We start from the raw sequence: 22914 nt of genomic DNA, 5'->3' as shown, positions 1-22914 counted from the left end.
GGCTTAATCGCCCCTGAAGACCGGCTTGACCTTGTTGGCAAAAGCCTCGAAGGCCCGTTCGAAATCGGCGGTCGTCATGCACAGCGCTTGAGCAACGGCTTCCGCCTCGATCGCCTCCTCCACCGACATCGCCCATTCCATGGCCAGCATCCGCTTGGTCATGGTGTTGGCAAACGTCGGGCCCTCCGCGATTTGCTTGGCGAGCAGTTGAGCCTGGGGCAGCACCTGCTCCGGGGTGACGAGGCGGCTGAAGAAGCCCCAGCGCTCGCCCTCTTCCGCGGTCATGAACCGGCCGGTGTAGAGCAACTCGGAGGCGCGGGACTGTCCGATGATCCGCGGCAGGATCGCACAGGCGCCCATGTCACAACCGGCAAGGCCGACCTTGTTGAAGAGGAATGCGACCTTGGCTCCGCTCGCCGCAAGCCGCATGTCCGACGCCATGGCGATGATCGCGCCCGCGCCGGCACAGATGCCTTCAACCGCGGCAACGATCGGCTGCGGACAGGCCCGCATCGCCTTGACGAGGTCGCCGGTCATCCGCGTAAACGCCGTCAGCCCCTTGGTGTCCATCTTCACGAGCGGACCGATGATCTCGAACACATCGCCGCCGGACGAGAAATTGGCGCCAGCGCCGGTCATGACGATGGACTTGACCGCATCGTCGAACGCGCAGGCGCGAAAGAAATCGGTCAGTTCGCGATAGCTCTCGAAGGTCAACGGATTCTTTCGTTCCGGACGATTGAGCGTCACGGTTGCAACACCATCGATTACGGCCAGCAGGAAGTGCTGCGGCGAATAGTCCGCAAGCGGTAAGGTCACGGGATTGGCTGGTCTGCTCATACGATCTCCTTGGCTTCCTTGCTCCGCGCCTTTGCCATGCGCGCTAAATCTCACCACCGGCAACAGCGATTGCCTGCCCGGTGATTGCGCCGGCGCCCTCGCCGCACAGCCAGAGCACGGCATCCGCGACCTCCCGAGGAGAGATCAATCGCCCTTGCGGATTATGTTTCGCGAGCTCCGCAATGGCCTGCTCGCGGCTGCGCCCCGTCTTTTTCATGATGTTCTCGATGCTGCCGGCGACGAGATCGGTGTCGGTGAAACCGGGACACACCGCGTTGACGGTCACTTTGCTGCCGGCCATCTCGAGAGCGAGAGACCGCACGAGACCGACCACAGCGTGCTTGGCCGCGGTGTAAGCACTGACATAGCCGTATCCCTTGAGCCCCGCCGTCGACGCGATCGCGACGATACGACCATAGGGACGGTCCTTCATCCCGGGCAGCACAGCGCTGACAGCATGGACCACGCCCATGAAATTGACATCCATCATGCGCGCGAACAGGGCGCTGTCGGATTTGGAGAACGGCGCGGACTCGGCGCTTCCCGCGTTGGCGATCAGGATATCGATCGGCTTCCGCGCGCTCGCTTCAGCGATGGCGACTTTCATTGAGGTTTCGTCCGAGACGTCGGCGACGGCCGCAAAATGCGCTGCCCCTGCGCTGACTGCGTCTTCGAGTGTGGCAGCGTTCCGCCCAAGGACGGTCACCGTGGCACCGGCCTCGACGAGCGCTGCTGCGATGGCGCGACCGATGCCGCGACCGCCACCGGTCACCAGCGCGTGCGGCGAATGCGGTAATCCGGACATGCGCTGGCTTCCTTGCATTCTGCTGATCGCTCTTCCCGATATATTTTAACCTTCAAACTTTTGCAAACGAAGCTCGACGCGGCCCCCTCGAACAGCCGCACGTCGAAGACCGGCCCGAAAATTGCTTTAAGTATAAAATTATCTCTTCCCATCCCTCACAGGCCTGTTAGCATCGAAGGGCCGAGCAAAAGGATGTCGCGTGTCGCAGCCTGCGCCAATGATAACAAAGGATGGCCGCTTCGCCTATGAAGCAGCGGGCGATCCGGGCGGGACACCTCTGATTTTCCTGCATGGCATCGGCGGTGCGGCACGGGCCTGGCGGCGGCAGCTTGCCACATTCGGCGACCGCTTTCACGCGATTGCATGGGACATGCCCGGCTATGGTGGGTCGGCACCGCTCCCCAGCGTCAGCATCGCTGCCTTGGCGGATGCGCTTCAGCAATTCATCGAGCAGCTTGGTGCGAGCAAGCCAATTCTGGTCGGCCATTCCATCGGCGGCATGATCGTCCAGAAATGGCTGGTGCACTCCCCAAGCCTGGCGCGCGCGGTCGTGTTGGCGCAGACCAGCCCGGCGTTCGGCAAGGCCGACGGCGATTGGCAGACATCATTTATCGCCGCACGGCTCGGGCCGCTCGATCGCGGCGAAACGATGAAGTCGCTGGCGCCCTCGCTGGTGAAGGAACTCGTGGGCGACGATCCTGATCCCAGGGGAATGGAGCTTGCACGGGAGTGCATGGCAAGCGTGCCCGAGGCGAGCTATCGCGCCATGATGCTGGCGTTGATTGGCTTCGACCAACGCAGCACTCTCAAGGACATTTCCATCCCGACGCTGCTGCTGTCCGGCTCCAAGGACAACAACGCACCGGCCCCAATGATGGCGAAGACGGCGACCTACATTCCATCTGCCGAGTATGTCGAGTTGGCCGGTGTCGGCCATCTTGCAAACCTTGAGCGCCCCGATGCCTTTGACGAGGCTCTCGGCCGGTTCCTGAACTCCGTCGCGATCAACACGTAGGATGACTGCGCAATGACCATGCAAGTCAGCAAGACCATCGGCGCGAGTGACAAGGTCGCGCTGGATGCGCCGATCTTCGATCCTGTCGCATTCCGACTGAGCGACGAGCAGGCCGGCATCATCGCCCGGGCGCGCGAGATCGGCCAGAGCGTGTTCGCCGGCCGCGCCGCGACTTACGATCGCGAGGCGATTTTCCCGTCCGAGAATTATCGCGACCTGCATCGCGTCGGCCTGCTCGGTATTGCCGTGCCCAAGAAGCATGGCGGGCTCGGAGCGAATTATCAAACCTACGCCCTCGCGGCAGCCGAAATCGGCCGCTATTGCGGCGCGACTGCGCTCACATGGAACATGCATGTCTGTTCGACGCTGTGGTCGGGCCCACTCGCCGACGATCTCGACATGGATGCAGGGACCCGCGCCGAGCACGAGCGGCGGCGTGCAGTCCACTACAAGCGCATCATCGAGGACGGCGCGATCTATTCGCAGCCTTTTTCGGAGGGCGGTGCGGCAGCGGCAGGTGGCGTCGCTTTCGGCACGGAAGCAAGGCCGGTCGAGGGCGGCTGGATCGTCAACGGCAAGAAGATCTTTGCATCGCTCTCCGGCCATGCCGACTATTACGGCGTTCTCTGCACCGAGATCGCGGAAGGCGAGAAGGCTTCGCGCCGCAATACGCTTTACCTCGCCATCCCTGCAAAATCGGAAGGCGTTTCGGTCGTCGGCGACTGGGATCCGCTCGGCATGCGCGGAACGGTCTCGCGCACGCTGCTGTTCAAGGACGTGTTCGTGCCGGCAGATTCGGCGCTGATGCCGAGGGGTGTCTATTTCCAGGCCGCGATGCGCTGGCCGCACATGTTCCTGACGCTGTCGCCGACCTATATGGGCCTTGCGCAAGCCGCCTATGACTTCACCGTGCGATATCTGCGCGGCGAAGTACCGGGCACGCCGCCGGTCAAGCGCAGGATGTATCCGACCAAGCAGATTGCGGTCGCGCAGATGCAGATCAAGCTCGAGCAGATCAAGGCAATCTGGTTCCAGGCGGTCACCGAGGCGCGCGCCAACCCGAGCAAGGAGCAGGTGCTGCGCGCCTATGCCGCGCAATATTCGGTGATGGAGGGCGCCAATGAGCTCGCCGCGCTCGCGATCCGCACCTGTGGCGGTCAGGCCATGCTCCGCTCGCTGCCGCTCGAGCGGATCTATCGCGACAGCCGCTGCGGCTCGCTGATGTTGCCCTGGACCGCCGAGCTCTGCCTCGACCGGATCGGGCACGAAGCGTTGTACGAGGCCGGCGAAACGGACGACTGACGGTGGACCTCTGTAGTCTGATCGATCGCAACGCGGCGTTCGCGCCAGACAAGACAGCCATTGCCTTCGAAGGCGAACGGTTGAGCTATGCAGCGTTCGCGGCCCGCATCGAGCGGACGGCGGCAACATTGAAGCAGGAGCTCGGCGTAGGTCGGGGCGACCGCGTTGCGATCCTCAGCCTGAACCGGCCGGATTATCTGGTTCTGCTCTATGCCTGCGCGCGGCTCGGCGCGATGCTGGTGCCCCTGAACTGGCGGCTGGCTATCGCCGAGCAGCTTTTCATCCTTACCGATGCCGGCGCCAAGGTCCTGGTGCTCGAGCAGGCATTTGGGGGAATTCTTGCCGAGCTCGAGGGCACTGCAATTGTCGGGCTAGATTTCGAGCCGCCCCGCGGCACGACATTCGAAAACCTGTTGGCTCGAAGCCGGGGCACCGGCCGCAACCCGCACACCGATCTCTCCTGTCCGCTTCTCATTGTCTACACGTCAGGAACGACCGGACGACCGAAAGGCGCGGTGCTGCGCCAGGAGGCGTTGTTCTGGAACGGCGTCATGAGCCAGCACATGCACAACATGACGTCCGATGACCATGTGCTGACGCTGCTGCCGTTCTTCCACGTCGGTGGCCTCAACATCCAGACCACGGCGGCGCTCCAGCTGGGCGCGACGGTCACGGTTCACGCACGCTTCACGCCGGACACCGCGCTTGCAGCCATCGAACGGGAGCGGCCGACCTTGACCGTGATGGTGCCAGCGATCATCCAGGCCGTAAGCGAGCATCCCGCCTGGACCATGACCGACCTTTCATCACTCAAAGCCGTCGCGACCGGCTCGACCATCGTGCCGCCGCATCTGATCGACCGCTTCGTGGAGCGTGGCGTCCCGGTGGTTCAGGTCTACGGCTCGACGGAAACATGCCCCATTGCAGTCTACACCCGGCTTGGTGGCGATCTCTCGCGCACGGGATCGACCGGACTTGCCGGCCTGTGCTGCGAAGCGAAAGTGATTGATCAGGCCGGCAACGAGGTGCCGGCGGGCGCACCGGGCGAGATCGCGGTGCGCGGCCCGAACGTGTTCTTCGAATATTGGGGCAATGCGGACGCCACGCGCGATGCGCTGCAAGACGGCTGGTATCGTACGGGCGATATCGGCCTGTGCGACGCGGACGGCTATTTCTGGGTGCGCGACCGCAAGAAGAACATGATCATTTCCGGCGGCGAGAACATCTATCCTGCGGAGGTCGAACGCGTCCTGCTCGAACATCCCGATGTCAGCGAATGCGCCGTGATCGGCCGGCCCGATCCACGCTGGGACGAGATCCCCATCGCCTATGTGATCCCGCGATCCGGCGGTCGGCTCGAAGCAGACGCGTTGAAAGCGCATCTTCAGGCCCAGCTCGCCCGCTACAAGGTTCCGCGCGACATCGTTTTCGTCACGGACCTGCCGCGCACAGCGCTCGGCAAGGTCCAGCATTTCCTGCTGAAGCAGCTTGATGCGCAATCGCGCACGCAAGGAGAAGCATCTTGAAGATTGCGGTTCTGGGGGGAGGAAACGGCTCTTTCGCAGCCGCAGGCGATTTTGCGCTGTCGGGACATGAGGTCCGGCTCTGGCGCCGCGACGCGGATCAGGTCGCAGCCCATCGCGCCGCCGGCTCGCGCATTCTAGTGAAGGATCATAACGGCCGTCACGACGTCAAGCTCGCGCTGGTCACGGCCGACATTGCCGAAGCCGTCAAGGGCGCAGAGCTGATCCTGTGCCCTGCCCCCGCCTTCGCGCAGACGGATATCGCGCGCCTGCTTGCTCCCCATCTGCGGGATGGACAGGTTGTGTTTCTGCCGCCGGCCACGTTCGGCTCGATGATCTTCGCCCAGGCTGCGCGGGATGCGGGCAACCACGCCAAGGCGTGCTTTGCCGAGACCGGAACCTTGCCCTGGCTGACCCGCAAGCACGGATCCTTCGAGGTGGCGATCACCATCCGCGCCAAGCGACTGCCGGTCGGCGTTTTCCCGCTCGATCAGGCGCCGCGCGCACTTGAGGTGATTGGACAGGCTTTCCCCGGCGCAATCGAGCCGTGCGGAGATGCTCTTTCGGGTGCGCTGATGAATGCAGGCCCGATTATCCATCCGCCGCTGATCGTGATGAATGCTGGCCCGATCGCGCATTTCGAGAAGTGGGACATCCACAAGGAAGGAACGCAAGCCGCGATTCGCCGGGTCACCGACGCGCTCGACGCCGAACGGATCGCCGTGCGCGAAGCGCTTGGATATGGCGCACCACACTTTCCGCTCGCCCATCACTACGCAAGGGAAGGCGAGATCTGGATGTATGGCCGCGGCTCGCACGACCGGCTGACCGATTCCGGCGACTGGCGCGAGCGGATCGTGCTGACTGAGCACCGCTATATGAGAGAGGATTTGCGGCTTGGGCTATCGCTGCTGGTCTCTGTCGCCGGCCTCGCGGGCGTCGCTACGCCGCTGGCCAAAGGATTTCTGGCCATCGGTGGCGCAATCTGCGGTGAGGATTTTACGCAAGGCGGCCGAACCCTCGAGACGCTGGGCCTCGGCAATCTCGACAAGGCCGCTTTGCAGACGCTTCTTCGCAAGGGATTTTGACCGATGACCAACCGAGCCACAATTGCCTGTCTCGGGGCCGGCCGCATGGGCCGCGGCATCGCCGTCGCGTTTGCCTACGCGGGGCATATGGTCACGATGATCGACATCAAGGCCCGTTCAGCCGAAGATTTCGCCAGGCTGGAGGCAGATGCGCTCGGCGAAGTCAGGAAGACCTTTGCCAACCTGGCGAAGCTGGGGCTACTGACCGAGGCGGATGTCGATCCGCTGATCGCGCGGGTCTCGGTGGTGCCGGCCAGCCAGAGCGATGCGGCACTGTCCGATGCGGGAATAGTCTTCGAAGGCGTCCCCGAGATCGTCGAGCTGAAGCGGGACGTGCTGGGGGCGGCCTCAAAACAAGTCGGCCCCGATACGATCATCGCATCGACGACGTCGACCATCCTTGTCGACGATCTCTCAGGCGCGATCGTGAACCCTCGCCGCTTCCTCAATGTGCACTGGCTCAATCCGGCCTATCTGATTCCGCTGGTGGAGGTTTCGCCAGGCAAGGCCACCGATCCAGGCATCATCGAGGAGGTCAAGGCGCTACTCGAAGGCATCGGCAAGGTGCCGGTGGTCTGCGCGGCGACACCAGGCTTCATCGTCCCGCGCATCCAGGCGCTGGCGATGAACGAGGCCGCGCGCATGGTCGAGGAAGGCGTCGCGAGCGCCGAGGAGATCGACAAGGCGATCCGCTACGGCTTCGGCTTCCGCTACGCGGTGCTCGGGCTGCTCGAATTCATCGACTGGGGTGGCGGCGACATCCTCTACTATGCCAGCCGCTATCTCGAAGGCGCGCTCGGCAGCGACCGCTATCGTGCGCCGGAGGTCATTTCGCGGAACATGCACGAGGGCCGGATCGGCCTGCGCACAGGTGCCGGCTTTCTCGACTATTCCGGTATGGACGTCGACGCCTATCGGACGAAACGGCTTCAGGCCATGGTCGACCTGCTCCGTCACTTTGACCTGGCGCGGCCGCCGGTGCTTGATCGGAACTAGCCGAAGACGTCCTGCAGCACACCTTCACGCACCACCGCAACCCCGTCGAGTTCGATCGTCGTCCCCATCATGGGCAGATCGAAATGGCCCGCCGTGTAGCGGCCGGCGAATTCGTTGGCACCGGTCGAGAACAGGAAGTTGCCGGAGACGGCACGAATTTCCGTGCCGTTGGTGTCGCGCTGGTCATACATCGACAGCGCCTCGTAGCGCGCGGCCGGATTCATGCCGAAGCCGACATGCGATACCGCATAGGCTTCCCGATCGCCCCAGGCGGCAAGATAGGCGCGCATCATTGCGGCATCCGTGCCTTCGCCTTCCAGTTCGACAACATAATCATCCTTCAGCGTCATCTTCACCGGCGAGGTCAGGTAACGCTTGAAGGTCAGGTTGATGTCGCCGGGCGCCATCACCAGCGTGCCGTTGATCGTTCCGCTCTTGGGGAAGCTGACGACGATGCCGCCGGGCCAATGCGCCAGCGTACCGGGCTTGTCCGTCCAGCCCCACACGCCGACCGTGGACGCGCCGACCATATCGACGTCGAGCGCCGTGCCGGCTTTTGACGTCACCCGCATCCGCTGGGTCCCGCGCAGGATCTTCGCCGCCGCGCGAACGCGCTTCTCGAGCGCGGGATCCGGCACCATCCGCTCCAGCGCCTCGGGATGCTCATTGGAGATTACCAGGATGCGCGCGCCGGCCTTGAGGATCTCGGGTGTCTCCACCGCGTGCATCAGGCCCTCGATGGTGCAATCCACCACAAAGCCGGCCTGTTGAAGCGCGGTGATCACCGGGCCGAGCCGCTGGATCGCCTCGCTCGCCCCTGTCGAGCGAACCGGAACGATATTCCGGTTACGCGGGGTCGGCATGACGACGTGGAACGGTCGCGCGCCCATGCGCAGCAGCGCGAGCTCCGCCAGATGAACATTCAACGCACGTGACTGGGTTTCCGAGAGGATCGCCGCGGTATCGCCGGCCTTGACGGCGCATCGCTCAAAAATCTCGCAAAATGCGTCGATCCATTTTGCCTCGATGCGATCAGCCAGCATGGTCTACTCCCGGTCTTCCTGTCTCTTCTTCGTCAGTTCATGCTTCGGGGAAGCCCCGCAGCAGATACGCGCGCACTGCCCCGAGCAGGCCATTGAGGATCAGGCCCAGCAGCGAGATCGTGATCAGCGGCACGAACATATCCACGGCCTGAAAGGTCCGGGCCGCCGTGACGAGGACATGTCCGAGCCCATCGCTCGACGTGATCATCTCCGCCAGAAACACCACGATGCAGGAAATGACAAGGCCGATCCGGCAACCGGTCAGGATTGACGGCATCGCCGCCGGCAGCACCACTTTGAACAGGATCTGATAGCGCGGCGTTCCCGCCGCCATGGCCGACCAGATCAGCTTCTGCTCCACCGTTGAAGCGCCGTAATAGGTAGACAACAAAATGGGAAAGAGTGCATCCGCCGCCACCAGGGTGATCTTCGATCCATGACCGAAGCCGAGCAGCAGCAGCAATGCTGGATAGAGCGCGACCTTGGGCAACGGCGCCAGCACGCGCACGATCGGCCGGACCACGGCGTTGATAGTCGGACTGGCGGCGGCGGCGATGCCGATGCTGACACCGAGCACGACCGCAATCGCGAAGCCGGCAAACAACCGGATCAGGGTCGCCGCGATCTCCTGCTGAAACGTCCATGTCACGAGTTGCTGGAGCAGCCTGCCGAAGACATATCCCGGCGGCGGCAGCAACACCGCAGGCGCGAAGCCAAATGATACGAGGCCCTGCCACAGCGCGATCACCAGCACGATCGGCGCGAGCCCAAGGATGATGCTGGTGGAGCGAAGCTGCGGCATCATGAGAAGCTCAAGGGCAAGTCGAACTGCGGTTCGGACCAGCGCACCAGCCTTGCGCGGACCCGCTCGAAGATTGCATCCAGGCAGATTCCCATCGCGCCGACGATGATGATCATCGCAAAGACGGTGTCGTATTGGCCCATGTCGAGCGCGTTGAACAAGATGTTGCCGGCGCCGGACTGACGCGCGATCATCTCGCTGGTAATCATCGTGATCAGCGCCAGCACGAGTCCGGTGCGGCAACCGGTCAAGATTTCCGGCAGCGCCGCCGGCAGTACGATCCGGACCAGCCGTTGCGCAGGCGAAAGTCCCATCGCTGCGCCCGACCACAGCATCTTCTCTTCCACCGCCCTGGCGCCCTCGAAGCTGTGATAGATCACGGGCAGGCTGACGCCGAGGAAGATCACCAGCGTCTTCGTGATGTCACCGACGCCGAGCCACAGCATGATGATCGGCATCAAGGCTGCCTTCGGCACCGGGTAAATCACCATCAGGAGCGGATTGAAGAAAGCCGCGACGGCCCGGCTGCGGCCCATCAACAGGCCGAGTGGGATCGAAACCGACACCGCTATGCCAAACCCGACCGCCATGCGGCGGAGCGAGGCCAGGATGTTGATTAGCGCTTCCTTGTCTCCGAGGATGTCCGGGATTGCACGGATTGCCTCGATCGCCGTCGGGAAGCTGTCGTTCTTCAGCGCGAGTGACGCAACCTGCCATGCCGCAAGAAGCCCGATGCAGGCAAACACCGGCGCGGCACGCTTGGCCAGGGCCGTCAGCGATGTCATGACGCCGATCCCGTATCTTCGACCTCGTCGAACATGCGCTCGATATCGACGACGTATTTCTGGTAGCGAGGGGCGAGCAGCAGCTCGCTGCGGCGGCGCGGCCGCGGCAGATCGATGTCGATCACCTCGCGGATGCGGCCGGGCGATTTCGACATCATCACGACTTTGTCCGACAGGAAAACTGCTTCGTCCACAGAATGCGTGACGAACAGCACCGTCTTGCGATCACGCTCCCAGATGTTCAACAGATCGTTCTGCAGCCGCGTTCGCGTGTGAGCATCGAGCGCGCCGAACGGCTCGTCCATCAACAGAACCTCAGGATGGTAAGCCAGCGTCCGAGCCAGCGCCACGCGCTGCTTCATGCCGCCGGACAGCTCCTTGGGATAGAAGTTCTCATAGCCCTTGAGCCCGACCATTTCGATCAAGGCTCGGCTCTGTGCTTCCGCCTCGGTGGTGCGCACGCCCTGCTGGCGAGGGCCATAGATCACATTGCCCAGCACGGTCTTCCACGGAAACAACGCGAACTCCTGGAATACCGGACCGCGATCCGGCCCTGGTCCCGTGATCGTCCGTCCCCTGATCTTCGCTGAGCCGCTGGTCGGGCTGACGAAGCCGCCGACGACGTAAAGCAATGTCGACTTGCCGCAGCCGGACGGACCAAGGATCGAGACGAAGGCTCCCTCCTCGATCGCCAGCGAGATGTCCGATAGCGCCACATGGTCCTTGCGCGCCGAGGTCTGAAATACCTGCGAGACGCTCTCGATCTCGATGATTGCAGAAGCCGGTTTTTGCGGCGTCACCGGTCTCACCCATTCGCTCGATCTCGAAGGCACTACCTTCATCCCGTCTCACTTCATTCGCGCGAACCCTGCGCAACAGGCTTGCTGAACATCCTCCGTCAGCGACGCGAGCTTAGCAAGAAACTTGCCAGACCAACGGCTTTTTGGGGCCAGCTTCGCGGCGTCATCCGAACCAGGGCCATTCTGCCGGGCCCTCATGCGTGACGGCTCCGCCCGGTGCCTGGCCAACCAATCGCGCATATTTGGCGAGGGCACCGGCACGGTGACGAGGCGGACGCGGCTTCCAATCGTGTCGGCGAGCAGCGAGTTCCTGCTCGTCGATCAGCATGTCCATCCGCCGGTTCGCGGCATCAATCCGAATCCTGTCGCCATCGCGTACCAGCGCCAGCGGACCGCCGACGAAGGCCTCGGGAGACACATAGCCGATGCACATTCCGCGCGTGGCGCCGGAGAACCGTCCATCCGTGATCAGGGCCACCTTCTCGCCCATGCCCTGGCCATAGATCAGCGCGGTGACGCCGAGCATTTCGCGCATGCCGGGGCCACCCACCGGCCCTTCATTGCGGATCACAAGCACATCGCCCGCCTTGTAGCTGCGGTCGCGAACCGCTGCGACACAAGCTTCTTCGTCTTCGAAGATGCGCGCCACGCCTTCGAACAACTGGCTCTTCAGCCCCGCGACCTTGATCACCGCACCATCAGGGCAGAGGTTTCCCTTCAGCACTGCCACACCGCCATCTGGCATGATCGGCGCGCGAGCCGCGTAAACGACCTCTCCGTCAGGAGGGTTGGCGGCGCCATACTCTTCGGCAAGTGTACGGCCCGTGATCGACAGGCAACTGCCATCAATATGCCCGCTCTGGATCAGCTCCCGGATCACCACGGCAGCGCCGCCGACGTCGTAGACATCCTTCGCCGTATATTTGCCTCCAGGCCGCAGGTTTCCGATCAGCGGCGTCCTGGCAAAAACCTCGCCGACATCGTCGATCGTGAATGCGATCCCGGCCTCGTTCGCGATCGCCGGCAGATGCAGCGCAGCATTGGTCGAACCGCCCGTGGCAGCCACGATCGCCGCACCGTTTTGCAGGGATCTCCGCGTCACGACGTCGCGCGGCAACGGCCCGCCGCGCTCCAGCATCTCCATGATGAGGCGGCCGGCCCGCCTGGATATCTGCGCGCGCTCGGCATAGACACCCGGCACCATCGACACATTGGGAATGGTGAGGCCCATCGCCTCCGACACCATCCCCATGGTGTTGGCAGTGAATTGGCCGGCGCACGCGCCGATGGTCGGCAGGCAGGCCCGCTCGATCCGCTCGAGCGTGGCGCCGTCGATCTCTCCAGTCATGAAGCTGCCGACAGCCTCGTAGGAGTCGAGCACGGTGAGGGTCTGCCCGTCCATGCGGCCCGGCAGCGCGCTGCCGCCATAGATGAAAATGGACGGGACGTTGCAACGGACCATGCCCATCATCACGCCGGGAAGCGTCTTGTCGCATCCGCCGTATCCGATCAGTGCATCGTAGGCGAGACCATGGACCACGGCTTCGATCGAGTCGGCGATCAGCTCCCGCGAAAAAAGGGAGAACTTCATCCCTTCGTGATTCATGCTGATACCGTCGGAAACCGACACGGTCGAAAACTCGCGCGGCGTGCCGCCGGCCTCTTCGATACCGGTCTTGGCCGCTGCGACCTGAAAGTCGTGCGTCATGTTGCAGGGCGTCTGTTCGCCCTTCATGCTGACGACGCCGACCATCGGCTTGGCAATCGCAGCGTCGTCGAGCCCCATGGCGCGCATGAACGCGCGGTGCGGAGCCCGGTCGAGGCCATCCGTCGTGATCCGAGATCGGAGCTTCTTCATACGTGCATCTTCTTCATGCAACGTCCCGGATCATCCTGGACGCGGCGACGTTCTCGCTCGGTTCATTCGCCCGATCGCCTATTGCAGCGGAGCGACAATCGTCGAATGCTTGAATTGCGCGACATCCAATTTTGGCAGCATCCCTGTCTCCGCGTAGATGTCCAGCATCTTCTGGATCGCGGGAAAATTCGGTGCCGCGCCCGGATCGCGGCCGAAATCGTTGTCCTTAAGCAGATAGGTCTCGAGAACCGGAATAGGTGCCTTCAGAACTTCGTTGACGACCTTCAACGTCTCTTCCCGGTTCGCCAGCGCTTTCTTCATGCCGGAGGTAATGTCACGCACGTAAGCCTTGACGAGTTCCGGGTTCTTGTCGACGAAATCGGCACGGCAGGCTTCCAGAATGTGCACGATGTTCGGCATCGCCTGCGACAGCGAGAACAGTTTGCGCGTGCCGCCCTTTGCCTCCGCGCGCGCGGCAAATGGCTGGTTCATGTTGACCGCATCGACGCGGCCCTGCCGCAACGCATCTTCGGAGACGGCAAAGCCGACCTCGACCAGCTTGATGTCCTTGGCCGGATCGATGCCATTCTGCTTCAGCAACAGATTGAACGGGCCTTGGGTGCCGCCGCCGATCACGGAGATACCGACCGTCTTGCCTTTGAGATCGGCGATCGTCTTGATCGGGGAGTCGTCCATGACAGCCCAGTAGACCGAGAAACCACCGGCCTTCTCGAAGACATGCTGCGCCACGATGTAGGCCTTGAGGTTGCCGCCAACCACGCCGTTGGCGAGCGACAGCGGCGCCTGGGTCGCGCAATCCAGCGCGCCCGCCGCCAACGCCTGCGTCATCGGAGCGGTGCCCTGAAACTGGGTCCATTCGATGTTGTAGGCCTTGCCGATGTTGGGAAACTCAGCCGGGCGGCGCATCATCCAGTATTTGGATTCCTCGGCCGGAATCGTCCAGCCGACTCGAATTGTCTGCTGTGCCGATGACGAGCCTGCGCTCGCGCTCACGGCCGCTGCCGCCCCCAAAGCCAGGATCCACTTCGAAACGGTTCGCATCGTGCCCACTCCGCTGCCCAGGCGCCGACCGGCGCCATCCAACCCGACCGCGGCAAATGTTTCATGGTTCAAACAATCAAGCAAGCCATGCAGGCGGGGCGGTTTCGTCGTGAGTTACGCCATGTATGGTAGTGCAGCGTCGCGCGGCGGCAGATGGAGGCAACCTATGGCTGAAGCGAGCAAGACAAACCCGCAAGGCGTCGAGCGGCTCGGCTATCTCGGCCTTGGACTGATGGGGACACCGATGAGCCGGCGCCTGCTCAACACCGGCCATCAGATCACTGTCTGGAACCGGTCGGAAGGGAAGATGGCCGCGCTCGTCGAAGCCGGTGCCAGGCGCGCAGCCACGCCCCGTGACTTGATGGAGAGCTCCGACATCGTCTTCATGTGCGTGACGGATGCGGCTGCCGTGGAAGAGGTGATCTTCGGGCCCGAGAGTATCTCAACTGCGCCCGGCGCGGGCAAGCTCGTGGTCGACTTCTCGTCGATCCATCCTGACGCCGCACGAGACCTTGCAACGCGATTGTTAGCTGCGAATGGCGCGGGCTGGATCGATGCGCCGGTGTCAGGTGGTACCAAGGGCGCCGAGGAAGGCACGCTTGCCATCATGGCCGGCGGAAAAGCCAGCGATATCGAGCGGGTCCGCCCCTACGTGCTCGCCATGGCACGCAGGTTTACCCACATGGGCCCGACCGGCGCCGGCCAGACCACAAAGCTGTGCAACCAGGTGATCGTCGGATGCGCGATGGCCGTTCTTGCGGAGGCAACACGCCTTGCCGTGAACGCCGGAATCGATGCCAACCGGTTACCCGAAGCCCTCGCCGGCGGCTTCGCGGACTCCATTCCGTTGCAGCTGTTTGTGCCGCGGATGGTCCAGGGCATACACTCACCGCCGCTTGGTCATATCGCTACGATGCTCAAGGACCTCGATACCGTCGCCGACGTCGCGCAGACGACGTCGACGCCGGTGCCCATGGCCTCGCTCGCAGGACAACTTTTCAGGCTTGCCAAGGCCGCGCGAGGCGCGGACGCGGATGCGCTCGAAATCTACAAGCTTTCGGCGGGGAGCGCTGAACCGTCGAGCGCGAAGTGAAGCACGCTGGCTGTGACTGCTTGTGCTAGCCGTCGGCGAGAAATCGGCCGAACGCGCCGCGCGCGAAGAGCAGCGGCTCCTTCGCATTGTAAGTATAGGCCTCGACCGCACCGAGAAAGATCACGTGGTCGCCGCCGTAATAGCGATTGACTGAGCGGCATTGAAAATTGGCGACGCTCTCGGCGAGCACCGGCGCGTTGCCGAGGCCCGGCGTCCACTCGACACCGGTGAACTTGTCATCAGACGACTTGGCGAATTTGCTCGCAAGCGCCTGTTGCGAAACGCCAAGAACGTTGACCGTGAAATGACTGGCGTTCTGGAAGATGGTCAGACTAGAGGAATAGACAACGAGGCTCCAAAGAACCAGCGGCGGATTCAGCGAGACCGAGGCGAACGAATTGCACGTCAGGCCATAGGGCTTGCCGTCGGGAGCCGCGGCCGTGATGATCGTCACGCCCGTGGCGTAGGTGCCGAGCGCGCTGCGAAAATCGCGGGGATCGATCGGCGAGCTGTCGCTCGCGAGTTCGTTGGCCGGATCGGGAACGGCCGGCTGCTTCGGCAGATCATTCATCGGCCGGCCTCACAGCGTGAGATTCTCGGACGGCAGCCCCAGCGCCACGCGTCCATAATTGGTCCCGGCCGCATCGAAATTGAACGCGAGATGCGAGTTGATCGCGTGCGCATCGCGGAACTGTCGCTGCAACGCGCCCGTCGTGAACAGGCCCCGTGCTCCGCTCGCGGCAAACAGCATCGACACCGCATCCGTGCAGAAGTTCACTGAAAAAGCGCCGTCGCGCCGATATCGGGTCTTGGTCGCCATATCGGGGAGATGACCCCGCCTTGCATCCTCCATGGCATTCAGACAGGCCGAGCGCATGATCAGGCGTGCAGCGTCGATCTTCGCCGACGCCTCAGCGATCTTGATCTGGGTGCTTTGAAAGTCGCTCAGCCTGGCGTGGTTGTAGGTGGAAATGCGATGACGGACGACCTCCGCATAATCGTCGAGACACGCCTGCGCGTTCCCCAGCGCGACGCCGGAGAGAACGTAGGGAAACAGCGAGAACACCGGGAGCGCATACAGCGGGTTGGGATTGAGCTTGCTTCCCGGCGTCGGACCGCCGTCAAGATCGCCGACTGCAACCGTCATGTCCTCGGGCACGAAAGCGTCCCTGACCTCCACGTCGCAAGACCCTGTCCCGCGCAGCCCCGCGACATTCCAGGTGTCGAGGACCTTGTAGTCGGCTTTCGGCAGCAGAAATATCCGATACTCGATGCCGTCTGCCTCGTCGTCGGAGTAGACCACGCTTGCAAGCATGTTCCATGCGCAGGAGGCAACGCCCGAGGAGAACGGCCAGCTGCCATGGAGCCGGTATCCGCCCTCGACTCTCGTGGCACGTCCGGCGGGAAAAATGAACGAGGACGCGATCAGCGCGTCAGGATCACGGCCCCAGACCAGCTCCTGCGCCGTCGGCTGGAACATGCCGAGCATCCAGTGATGGCTCGCCAGATTGGCCAGATTCCATGCCACCGAGGCGTCCGCTTGTCCGAGCAGGTCCGCGCAATCGATCAAGGCGACATAATCGAGTTCTGCGCCGCCAATGCGCTTGGGCTGAAGCATCCGGAACAGGCCCGCGTCGTGCAGATCCTTCTCGGTTTCCGGCGGCAGATGCCGCAACTCCTCCGTCCGCGCCGCCCGCTCCCGCAGCCGCGGGACGAGCGCGCGGGCCTTCGCGACCATTGCCGCATGGGCAGGTTCATCGAATTGCGCCCCTGCGGGTTGGCCTACGCTCGGCTCTTGACCAGGCGCCATTCGTATCCCTCGCTTTCATGCATTTATGCGGCGAGACCCTTGCCAAATCAAGCGGATGCAGCGCTAAGGCGCGATTTGCACGTCCCAAGGGAACGACCGCTTGGGCTCAAACCTGCACCGATGACTTGCCCGATCCAAAAGCCCCCTTTTGGTTGAACTCCAAGATCCGACGCTCGTCGTAACCGAGCGTATCACGCAAGACCTGCTCCGTGTGCTCGCCCAGCAATGGAGCAGCCACAGGATCAATCGAGCCGGTCAAGCTCATGGTAATCGGCGGCTCGATGTTCGGGACCCACTCTGCCGTACGATGTGGAATCCGGTTCAAGCGATGGCGCTCTCGCGCCTCCGGTGCATTGAACCCCTCCTCGACCGTCCGGAGATAGCCGACCGGGATATTGGCCAGCTTCATCTTCGCCATCCAGTTCTCGAGGGTATCGCTTGCAAAGACCTCCGCGATGGCTGCTCGCAGAAGTTCCTTGTGCTCGGAGCGGGCTTTGCGCGTTGCAAACTGCGGATCGGTGATGAGATCGGGCCGGTTCAGCACCTCAACAACGAGCCGGCGATAGAGCCGGTCGTTCGCGCAGGCCATGTAAAGCGGTCCATCGGAGGCCTCGTACACGCCGACGGTAGGAGAGCCACTCGGCGAATTACCAAACCGGCCGGGATTTTCGCCGTTGATCAGATAGGCCATGCCATAGAAACCGGTCATGCCCATCGCGACGTCGAACAGGGCGACCTCGACATGCTGGCCGTGACCGAGCCGATCCCGCGCCAACAGCGCCATCAGGATGGCGTTGCAGGCAGACATCCCCGTCGCCATGTCCACGATCGGAGGGCCGGTGCGAACCGCCGGGCCATCGGCAAATCCGTTGAGCGACATGAAGCCGCTTTCCGCCTGCGTGATCGGATCAAAGCCGGGACGCGAGGCAAACGGCCCGGTGCGCCCGTAGGCGGAGATCGAGCAATAGACCAGCCGCGGATTGAGCGGCGCAACAGCTTCATAGTCCAGGCCAAATTTCTTCATGACCCCGCTGGAGAAGTTCTCGACGACCACGTCGGCCTTGCGAATCAAGTCCAGGGCGATCTCACGAGCCTCGGGCACGGTAAGGTCGAGCGTGATGCCACGCTTGTTGCGATTGAGGCTCAGATAGGCAGCACTCTCTCCACCGATCTCGGCGTGTTCATACGCACGCGTGTCATCGCCTCCGTCTGGATTCTCGATCTTGATGACGTGCGCGCCGAAATCAGCAAGCGTCTGCGTACAGGCCGGGCCGGCAACCACACGCGTGAAATCGACGACCAGCAGACCATCGAGCGCGGTAGGCGCGCCCGTCGCCCGCGACGAACGTTCCGGCAATTGAGGCTTGGTGGGCATCGACGGCGCTCCCTTACATCGGCTTATCGTTGCCGAATTTTCCGCAGGAGCAAACTTAAAGCCCGGCACCGCGGACTTCGCAAGTCCTTCGCCCGTATCGCTTCAATACGCAAACAGGGCCGGCAGCTGTCAAGCTGCCGGGCCTTGAACGTTCCGTGTTTCGCTTCATCTCGCGCGAACCATTTTTGCGTTGCGTGAATCGCGTTCCGCACCACGGGAAACTTGGCTCCTCGTTCAGCGAAGCCGCTTTCGCCAGTACCGTATGCGGCCAAGCCCAGGGCACATGGGGTTCGAAGAGCCAATAGCCCGCCCGGATGAATTATTGGCAGACACCGGATTGTCCGTCGTATCCGGGACGATGCTGTCCCGTCCAGTACGCCGTGTCCTGCCTCGATCACCCGCATCAGCCTGCACTGGAGGTCACGTCCCCGGTGCCGCTGCAACACACCCTGGAGCCATTTCGAACGTGTGTTGACGGGACGACATCGGCGAAGCTACTGGCTCATCGCCATGATAGGCAAGCCACCACGCCCCTAAGTTGAATTGTGGCAAGGGAGCCGCATTGAAGTACGTCAACCGGTGAAGGTCCACCAATGTATCGGCGATGTCGCCATCGGATGCATCGACGATGCGAATTCTGTGCATGAGACGGTCCGTTGGGTAAGGACGACGTGAATGGAATGCAGCAATGTCGTCGCGGCTGAGGCTCACTTGCCGAGCACGACCTTGACGCTTAGCCCAACCACACCCATCAGACCGGTGGCGATCACCGTAATCACGGCCTTGAGCGTGTAGCTCTGCGCCTGCTCGACGCTCGTTCGCCATCGGCGCAGATGCTGAAAATCCGCCCTTAGCTCCTTTCGATCGTCATTATCAATTCCGAAAGACGCCAGCACCGATGCCACCGTCCGCAATACGATGGCATCAAAGTTCGCCTGCTGAAGCCTATGTTGCTCAGCCAGCATCTCGGCAACCATCGCCCTGACTTCATCATCTGTCATCTTCACCGCTTGATGATCCTTTCAAAGTTCTCGAAGCCGCGCGTAGCGAAGTAGGAGACAACCAGATTGGCTCCGGAGACCGCAGCGGCGCGAGCACTGGCCCAGCGCCGTGGGCCGGCACGTTCGCGCGTACGCGGCCAGCAATGGTACGGCCGGCGGCGCACCAGGTTCGACGAGTGCGTGGCCGCAACGCGCCGCGGCCGTCCGATCTCGATCGAGACGAAAAAACCCGCGGCGGAAGCTTTCCGCGCGGGTGAACCAAACTCGTTTCGATGATGCCATTCTGCCAGTGTTTTCGCAGACGTGTCAAACGAACGAATTCGCTTAAGCCGCGTTAGGCGATCAGGAGGGCCGGCAGATGACACTCAAGACGACCTCACAAAACACGTCGCCAAATCTTCCTGGACGAAAGCCGCGCAGCGACAAGGAGCGGGACACGCTAGAAGCCGTCGTTGAGGACGCCGGCGACAAGGACTGCGATCTCGTGAATGGCGAGGGCGGCCCCATCGACCTTCCCACCAAACCCGGCGATTTGTCGAAGGACGATTAGGCCGCTCCGCAGACGGGGCGCATCTCGCCGGAACTTACGCCACGGCGCCCGCGTTTATTCCTTCAGAAGGAACGTTGTGCGATGAGCCATACCGTACTGGTTGTTGACGACGATCCCAGCGTGCTCGACGTCATCGTTGACATGCTGGAATATCTCGGCTGCGAAGTCATCAGCGCCCGGAGCGGCCACGATGCGCTCGACCGGCTCAAGCAGAACCAGGATATCTCCATCCTCATCACCGACATCAACATGCCTGGCATGGACGGTCATGAACTGGCCGAGCGGGCCAGGCGAGACCGCCCGGAACTGAAGATCCTGCAATTGTCCGGGCGTGAACCCCGGCGCGACGGCCTTCCCATGATCAGAAAGCCGTTTTCGTTCGAGGAACTCGCCAGCACCATGCAGCGGACCACCGGCATCTGCTGAAGGTCGCAAGCCCAGAAAACGCAAAACAAAACCCGCAGCGGATCGCGTCCGCGCGGGTTGAACCAAATTCTTTTTCGATGATGGCATTATGCCGGTGTTTTGCCCGACGTGTCAACGCGGCGAACGCGGACAAAGGATTCTCTCCCCCCACGCAGATATGTGGTGTGCAACGGGCTTGCTTCAAGCCCCCGCCCCTGCCGTAGAACCCTCGACCCGAACACCATCCAACACCAAGGGTCATCACATGCCTGTACTGCTTCCGACGTCCCGGACGCGCGGCCACGCCAAAGGGGCTGGCGCCCGCCACGCGCAACACCAAGTGAAAGACCACGCGGTGGTGATCGCCGGCGCTGGCCCGACCGGCTTGATGCTGGCCGCGGAGCTCGCGCTCGCGCATGTCGACGTCGCCGTGGTCGAACGGCGCGCCGACCAGGAGCTAACAGGCACGCGCGCCGGCGGCTTGCACGCGCGCAGCATCGAGATCCTCGACCAGCGCGGCGTCGCGGATCGCTTCCTGCGCGAAGGACAGATCACCCAGCTCGCGGGCTTCGCCTGGACCAGGCTCGACATCAGCGACCTCCCCACCCGCCACGCTTACGGGCTCGCCCTGCGGCAGAGCCACATCGAGCGCATCCTGGCTGACTGGGTCAGCGAGCTCGCGGTGCCGATCTATCGCAACCGCGAGGTGACGGGTTTTGCGCAGGACGAGACCGGCATCGACGTGACGCTCTCCGGCGGCGAGACCTTGCGCGCAAACTATCTGGTCGGCTGTGACGGCGGCCGCAGCCTGGTGCGCAAGGCCGCCGGCATCGACTTCATCGGCACAGGTCCGACGCTGAGCAACCTCATGGCCGAAGTCGAGATGCGAGTGGAGCCGGAATGGGGCCTGCGCCACGACGCGCTCGGCTTTCACGGCCTCAGCAAGACCGAGAGCGGGCGCGTGCTGGTCGTCGTGACGGAAGCTACGCTCGATCGCACCGGCGCGCCTGGCCCCCGCGATCTCAGCGAAGCCCTCGTCGCCGTGTACGGCACCGACTTCGGACTCCACAGCCCGTCCTGGATCTCCCGTTTCACCGATGCGGCACGGCAGGCCGTGTCCTATCGCAGCGGACGCGTGCTAATCGCCGGCGATGCCGCGCACATCCATCACTCTGTCGGCGGGCAGGGCCTCAACACCGGCCTGCACGACGCGGTCAATCTCGGCTGGAAGCTCGCGCAAGTGGTCAAGGGTTTGTCGCCCGAAACCCTGCTCGACACCTACCACGCCGAGCGCCATCCCGTCGCCGCGCGCGTGCTGCGCAACACCATGGCGCAAATCGCCCTGCTCCGGCGCGGCGAGGACGGCCTCAAGGCCGCGCGCGAAATCGTCTCCGAACTGCTCGGCATGGACGAGCCGCGTAAGCGTTTTGGCGCGATGATGAGCGGGCTCGACGTGCACTATGACCTCGGCAAAGGACACGCACTGCTGGGGCGCCGCATCCCCGATCTCGATTTGACACTCGAAGGGCGTCCGCTGCGACTATTCACGCTGCTGCACGACGCGCGGGGCTTGCTGTTCAATCTTGGCGAGAAGAATAGCTTCGATACCGCACCATGGGCTGATCGCATCAAAACAGTGGATGTCAAACACGAGGGCGCCTGGGAGCTTCCGAACGTCGGACAAGTCGCAGTACCAAGCGCCGTGCTGGTGCGGCCGGACGGGCACGTGGCCTGGGTGAGAGATCAAAGTCATCACGGACTTGCGGACGCGCTGACGAGGTGGTTCGGGGCGCCTGCGGCGTAACGAGAAGCAGTGCACCCGCCGCCGGAAACAAACAGCCCGCGGTTCGCCGCATGCTGTTGAGTATCAGGTTTTTGCAACACGACTCAAGATTCGGATGTTGCGCCGCTCGTCGGCTTCCGGTGCGGCTGCGTTTCCGGGCAAGCCAAATTCCAGAGCCGGCCTTTCCGGTTCATAAGCTAGCCCATCGGCGATCCATTGTGGCCATCCGGTGCCCCTACCTGCTTCAACGCGATTTCGACGCCCCTTTCGCTTCCGTGCTCATGCCTCATCCTGCGAACTGCCTTAGAGCGCGGCTGGAACTTCACAATTTCAGTCATAGGGAAAATGGCTCTACAGTTTCAAATCAGTTATTCGAGACGCAAAATCCGCGGCGCAAAGGCCCGGCGCGGGCGAAAACAAACTCGTCTCGATCATGTTATTCTGCCAGGTTTTGCCCGACGTATCAAATCCATTGGGCTCTACGATGCCATGCTGTCCATCGTTGAGAACTCCCGCTTCACTTCAATAGCAGCCGCCTTGTGCAACCGAAGTAAATGGTGCGACGCGTCCAATAGCGGCCCTTGTTGAGCATCGTTTCGCATGTGTGCTAAGGGCCCAGGCCCTGTGAAAACGGTGAAACTTGAGGCCTACCGGCGCATTCCGCGGCCGCCGGGGCTTTGATGCGATGGGATCGACCTCCTGACAACCAGAAGCTTCATCTAGGCGCTGATTTGGCCGCGAAGAGCCGACCTCATGCCTGCATCGCCCCCAGCAATCCGCCTACGCCCACGATCATAATCGCTCGCCTGATGTTGTAGGCGAGCACATTGAGCGACATCTCGATCGCCTTCTTTGGCAACTTTCTCGTGAGAAAGTGTGTTGCTCCCATTCAACCCTTCATCGTGCCGAACGGATGAGATCACGCGAACGGCCTTGCCACCGGCGGGCCCTTTAATCCACACGGGAGGCGCAACTAAT

The 22914-nt window shown here is 62.8% G+C and carries 21 protein-coding genes and 2 pseudogenes; 9 read left to right on the top strand and 14 right to left on the bottom strand.

All coding sequences use genetic code 11. The features are described 5' to 3' along the window. Positions 1-3: 3 nt before the first annotated feature. The gene (locus ACFQX9_RS34945) at positions 4-840 is read right to left on the bottom strand and encodes an enoyl-CoA hydratase family protein (protein WP_377791773.1); all 837 of its coding nucleotides are present in this window, start codon (positions 838-840) and stop codon (positions 4-6) included. Between the two features lie 43 nt (positions 841-883). Next, the gene (locus ACFQX9_RS34940; RefSeq protein ID WP_377791772.1) at positions 884-1645 is read right to left on the bottom strand and encodes an SDR family NAD(P)-dependent oxidoreductase; all 762 of its coding nucleotides are present in this window, start codon (positions 1643-1645) and stop codon (positions 884-886) included. Positions 1646-1862: 217 nt separating this feature from the next. On the opposite strand from ACFQX9_RS34940, the gene ACFQX9_RS34935 reads away from it, so the two are divergent. From ACFQX9_RS34935 to ACFQX9_RS34915, 5 genes are read left to right on the top strand one after another with little or no spacing between them, the layout of a single operon-like run. After that, the gene (locus ACFQX9_RS34935; protein ID WP_377791771.1) at positions 1863-2660 is read left to right on the top strand and encodes an alpha/beta fold hydrolase; all 798 of its coding nucleotides are present in this window, start codon (positions 1863-1865) and stop codon (positions 2658-2660) included. 12 nt (positions 2661-2672) lie between these two features. Then, a complete protein-coding gene (locus ACFQX9_RS34930; protein ID WP_377791770.1) occupies positions 2673-3962 on the top strand; it encodes an acyl-CoA dehydrogenase family protein in 1290 nt (429 codons plus the stop codon). Positions 3963-3964: 2 nt separating this feature from the next. Continuing rightward, positions 3965-5488 (top strand): class I adenylate-forming enzyme family protein, encoded by a 1524-nt coding sequence (locus ACFQX9_RS34925; protein ID WP_085394654.1) that lies wholly within the window; start codon positions 3965-3967, stop codon positions 5486-5488. Beyond that, on the top strand, positions 5485-6573 hold the full coding sequence (locus tag ACFQX9_RS34920; protein WP_377791768.1) for an NAD/NADP octopine/nopaline dehydrogenase family protein: 1089 nt from the start codon (positions 5485-5487) through the stop codon (positions 6571-6573). Before ACFQX9_RS34925 ends, ACFQX9_RS34920 begins: the two co-directional genes overlap by 4 nt. A 3-nt stretch (positions 6574-6576) precedes the next feature. Continuing rightward, positions 6577-7569, top strand: a complete 993-nt coding sequence (locus tag ACFQX9_RS34915) for a 3-hydroxybutyryl-CoA dehydrogenase (protein WP_377791767.1) — start codon at positions 6577-6579, stop codon at positions 7567-7569. Here ACFQX9_RS34915 and ACFQX9_RS34910 read toward each other — a convergent pair. The 6 genes from ACFQX9_RS34910 to ACFQX9_RS34885 form a co-directional block, all read right to left on the bottom strand. Next, entirely contained in the window at positions 7566-8612 is a 1047-nt protein-coding gene (locus tag ACFQX9_RS34910; protein WP_377791766.1) for a peptidase M29, read from the bottom strand. The genes ACFQX9_RS34915 and ACFQX9_RS34910 overlap by 4 nt on opposite strands. A gap of 37 nt (positions 8613-8649) precedes the next feature. Beyond that, positions 8650-9417 carry an ABC transporter permease gene (locus ACFQX9_RS34905; protein WP_377791765.1) on the bottom strand — a complete coding sequence of 256 codons (768 nt, stop codon included), beginning with the start codon at positions 9415-9417 and terminating at the stop codon, positions 8650-8652. Then, complete coding sequence (locus tag ACFQX9_RS34900; RefSeq protein WP_085349513.1) at positions 9414-10199, bottom strand: ABC transporter permease; 786 nt, start codon at positions 10197-10199, stop codon at positions 9414-9416. Before ACFQX9_RS34900 ends, ACFQX9_RS34905 begins: the two co-directional genes overlap by 4 nt. Next, positions 10196-11041, bottom strand: coding sequence for an ABC transporter ATP-binding protein (locus ACFQX9_RS34895; RefSeq protein ID WP_377791764.1), 846 nt, complete (start codon positions 11039-11041; stop codon positions 10196-10198). The genes ACFQX9_RS34900 and ACFQX9_RS34895 overlap by 4 nt, the downstream gene beginning before the upstream one ends. Positions 11042-11162: 121 nt before the next feature. Then, a complete protein-coding gene (gene ilvD, locus ACFQX9_RS34890) occupies positions 11163-12857 on the bottom strand; it encodes a dihydroxy-acid dehydratase (protein WP_377791763.1) in 1695 nt (564 codons plus the stop codon). Positions 12858-12935: 78 nt separating this feature from the next. Further along, positions 12936-13919 carry an ABC transporter substrate-binding protein gene (locus ACFQX9_RS34885; protein ID WP_377791762.1) on the bottom strand — a complete coding sequence of 328 codons (984 nt, stop codon included), beginning with the start codon at positions 13917-13919 and terminating at the stop codon, positions 12936-12938. A 121-nt stretch (positions 13920-14040) separates the two neighbouring features. Here ACFQX9_RS34885 and ACFQX9_RS34880 point away from each other — a divergent pair, with 121 nt between their 5' ends. Next, positions 14041-15012 (top strand): NAD(P)-dependent oxidoreductase, encoded by a 972-nt coding sequence (locus ACFQX9_RS34880; RefSeq protein ID WP_085394661.1) that lies wholly within the window; start codon positions 14041-14043, stop codon positions 15010-15012. A 25-nt stretch (positions 15013-15037) separates the two neighbouring features. On the opposite strand, the gene ACFQX9_RS34875 is transcribed toward ACFQX9_RS34880, so the two are convergent. The 5 genes and pseudogenes from ACFQX9_RS34875 to ACFQX9_RS34855 form a co-directional block, all read right to left on the bottom strand. Next, positions 15038-15583 (bottom strand): flavin reductase family protein, encoded by a 546-nt coding sequence (locus ACFQX9_RS34875; RefSeq protein ID WP_085349517.1) that lies wholly within the window; start codon positions 15581-15583, stop codon positions 15038-15040. 9 nt (positions 15584-15592) lie between these two features. Next, positions 15593-16822, bottom strand: coding sequence for an acyl-CoA dehydrogenase family protein (locus ACFQX9_RS34870; protein WP_377791761.1), 1230 nt, complete (start codon positions 16820-16822; stop codon positions 15593-15595). 106 nt (positions 16823-16928) lie between these two features. After that, positions 16929-18197, bottom strand: coding sequence for a CaiB/BaiF CoA-transferase family protein (locus tag ACFQX9_RS34865; protein ID WP_166517601.1), 1269 nt, complete (start codon positions 18195-18197; stop codon positions 16929-16931). A gap of 234 nt (positions 18198-18431) precedes the next feature. Then, positions 18432-18842: pseudogene (locus ACFQX9_RS34860) on the bottom strand (GNAT family N-acetyltransferase). A 62-nt stretch (positions 18843-18904) separates the two neighbouring features. After that, the gene (locus ACFQX9_RS34855; protein ID WP_085384722.1) at positions 18905-19204 is read right to left on the bottom strand and encodes a hypothetical protein; all 300 of its coding nucleotides are present in this window, start codon (positions 19202-19204) and stop codon (positions 18905-18907) included. A 352-nt stretch (positions 19205-19556) separates the two neighbouring features. On the opposite strand from ACFQX9_RS34855, the gene ACFQX9_RS34850 reads away from it, so the two are divergent. From ACFQX9_RS34850 to ACFQX9_RS34840, 3 genes are all read left to right on the top strand, one after another. After that, positions 19557-19748, top strand: coding sequence for a hypothetical protein (locus ACFQX9_RS34850; RefSeq protein WP_085360126.1), 192 nt, complete (start codon positions 19557-19559; stop codon positions 19746-19748). A gap of 81 nt (positions 19749-19829) precedes the next feature. Further along, positions 19830-20174 (top strand): response regulator, encoded by a 345-nt coding sequence (locus ACFQX9_RS34845; RefSeq protein WP_377791760.1) that lies wholly within the window; start codon positions 19830-19832, stop codon positions 20172-20174. Positions 20175-20418: 244 nt separating this feature from the next. Beyond that, complete coding sequence (locus ACFQX9_RS34840) at positions 20419-21957, top strand: FAD-dependent monooxygenase (RefSeq protein WP_377791759.1); 1539 nt, start codon at positions 20419-20421, stop codon at positions 21955-21957. A 730-nt stretch (positions 21958-22687) separates the two neighbouring features. Here ACFQX9_RS34840 and ACFQX9_RS34835 read toward each other — a convergent pair. Next, positions 22688-22852: pseudogene (locus ACFQX9_RS34835) on the bottom strand (IS5/IS1182 family transposase); the annotation flags it as partial. Between the last annotated feature and the right edge of the window lie 62 nt (positions 22853-22914).

Origin of the sequence: Bradyrhizobium sp. GCM10028915, assembly GCF_042666195.1 — a bacterium.
Classification (GTDB): Bacteria; Pseudomonadota; Alphaproteobacteria; order Rhizobiales; family Xanthobacteraceae; genus Bradyrhizobium; species Bradyrhizobium canariense_D.
Note: the sequence above shows the minus strand (reverse complement) of the source record. Positions and strands in the feature narration are given on the sequence as shown.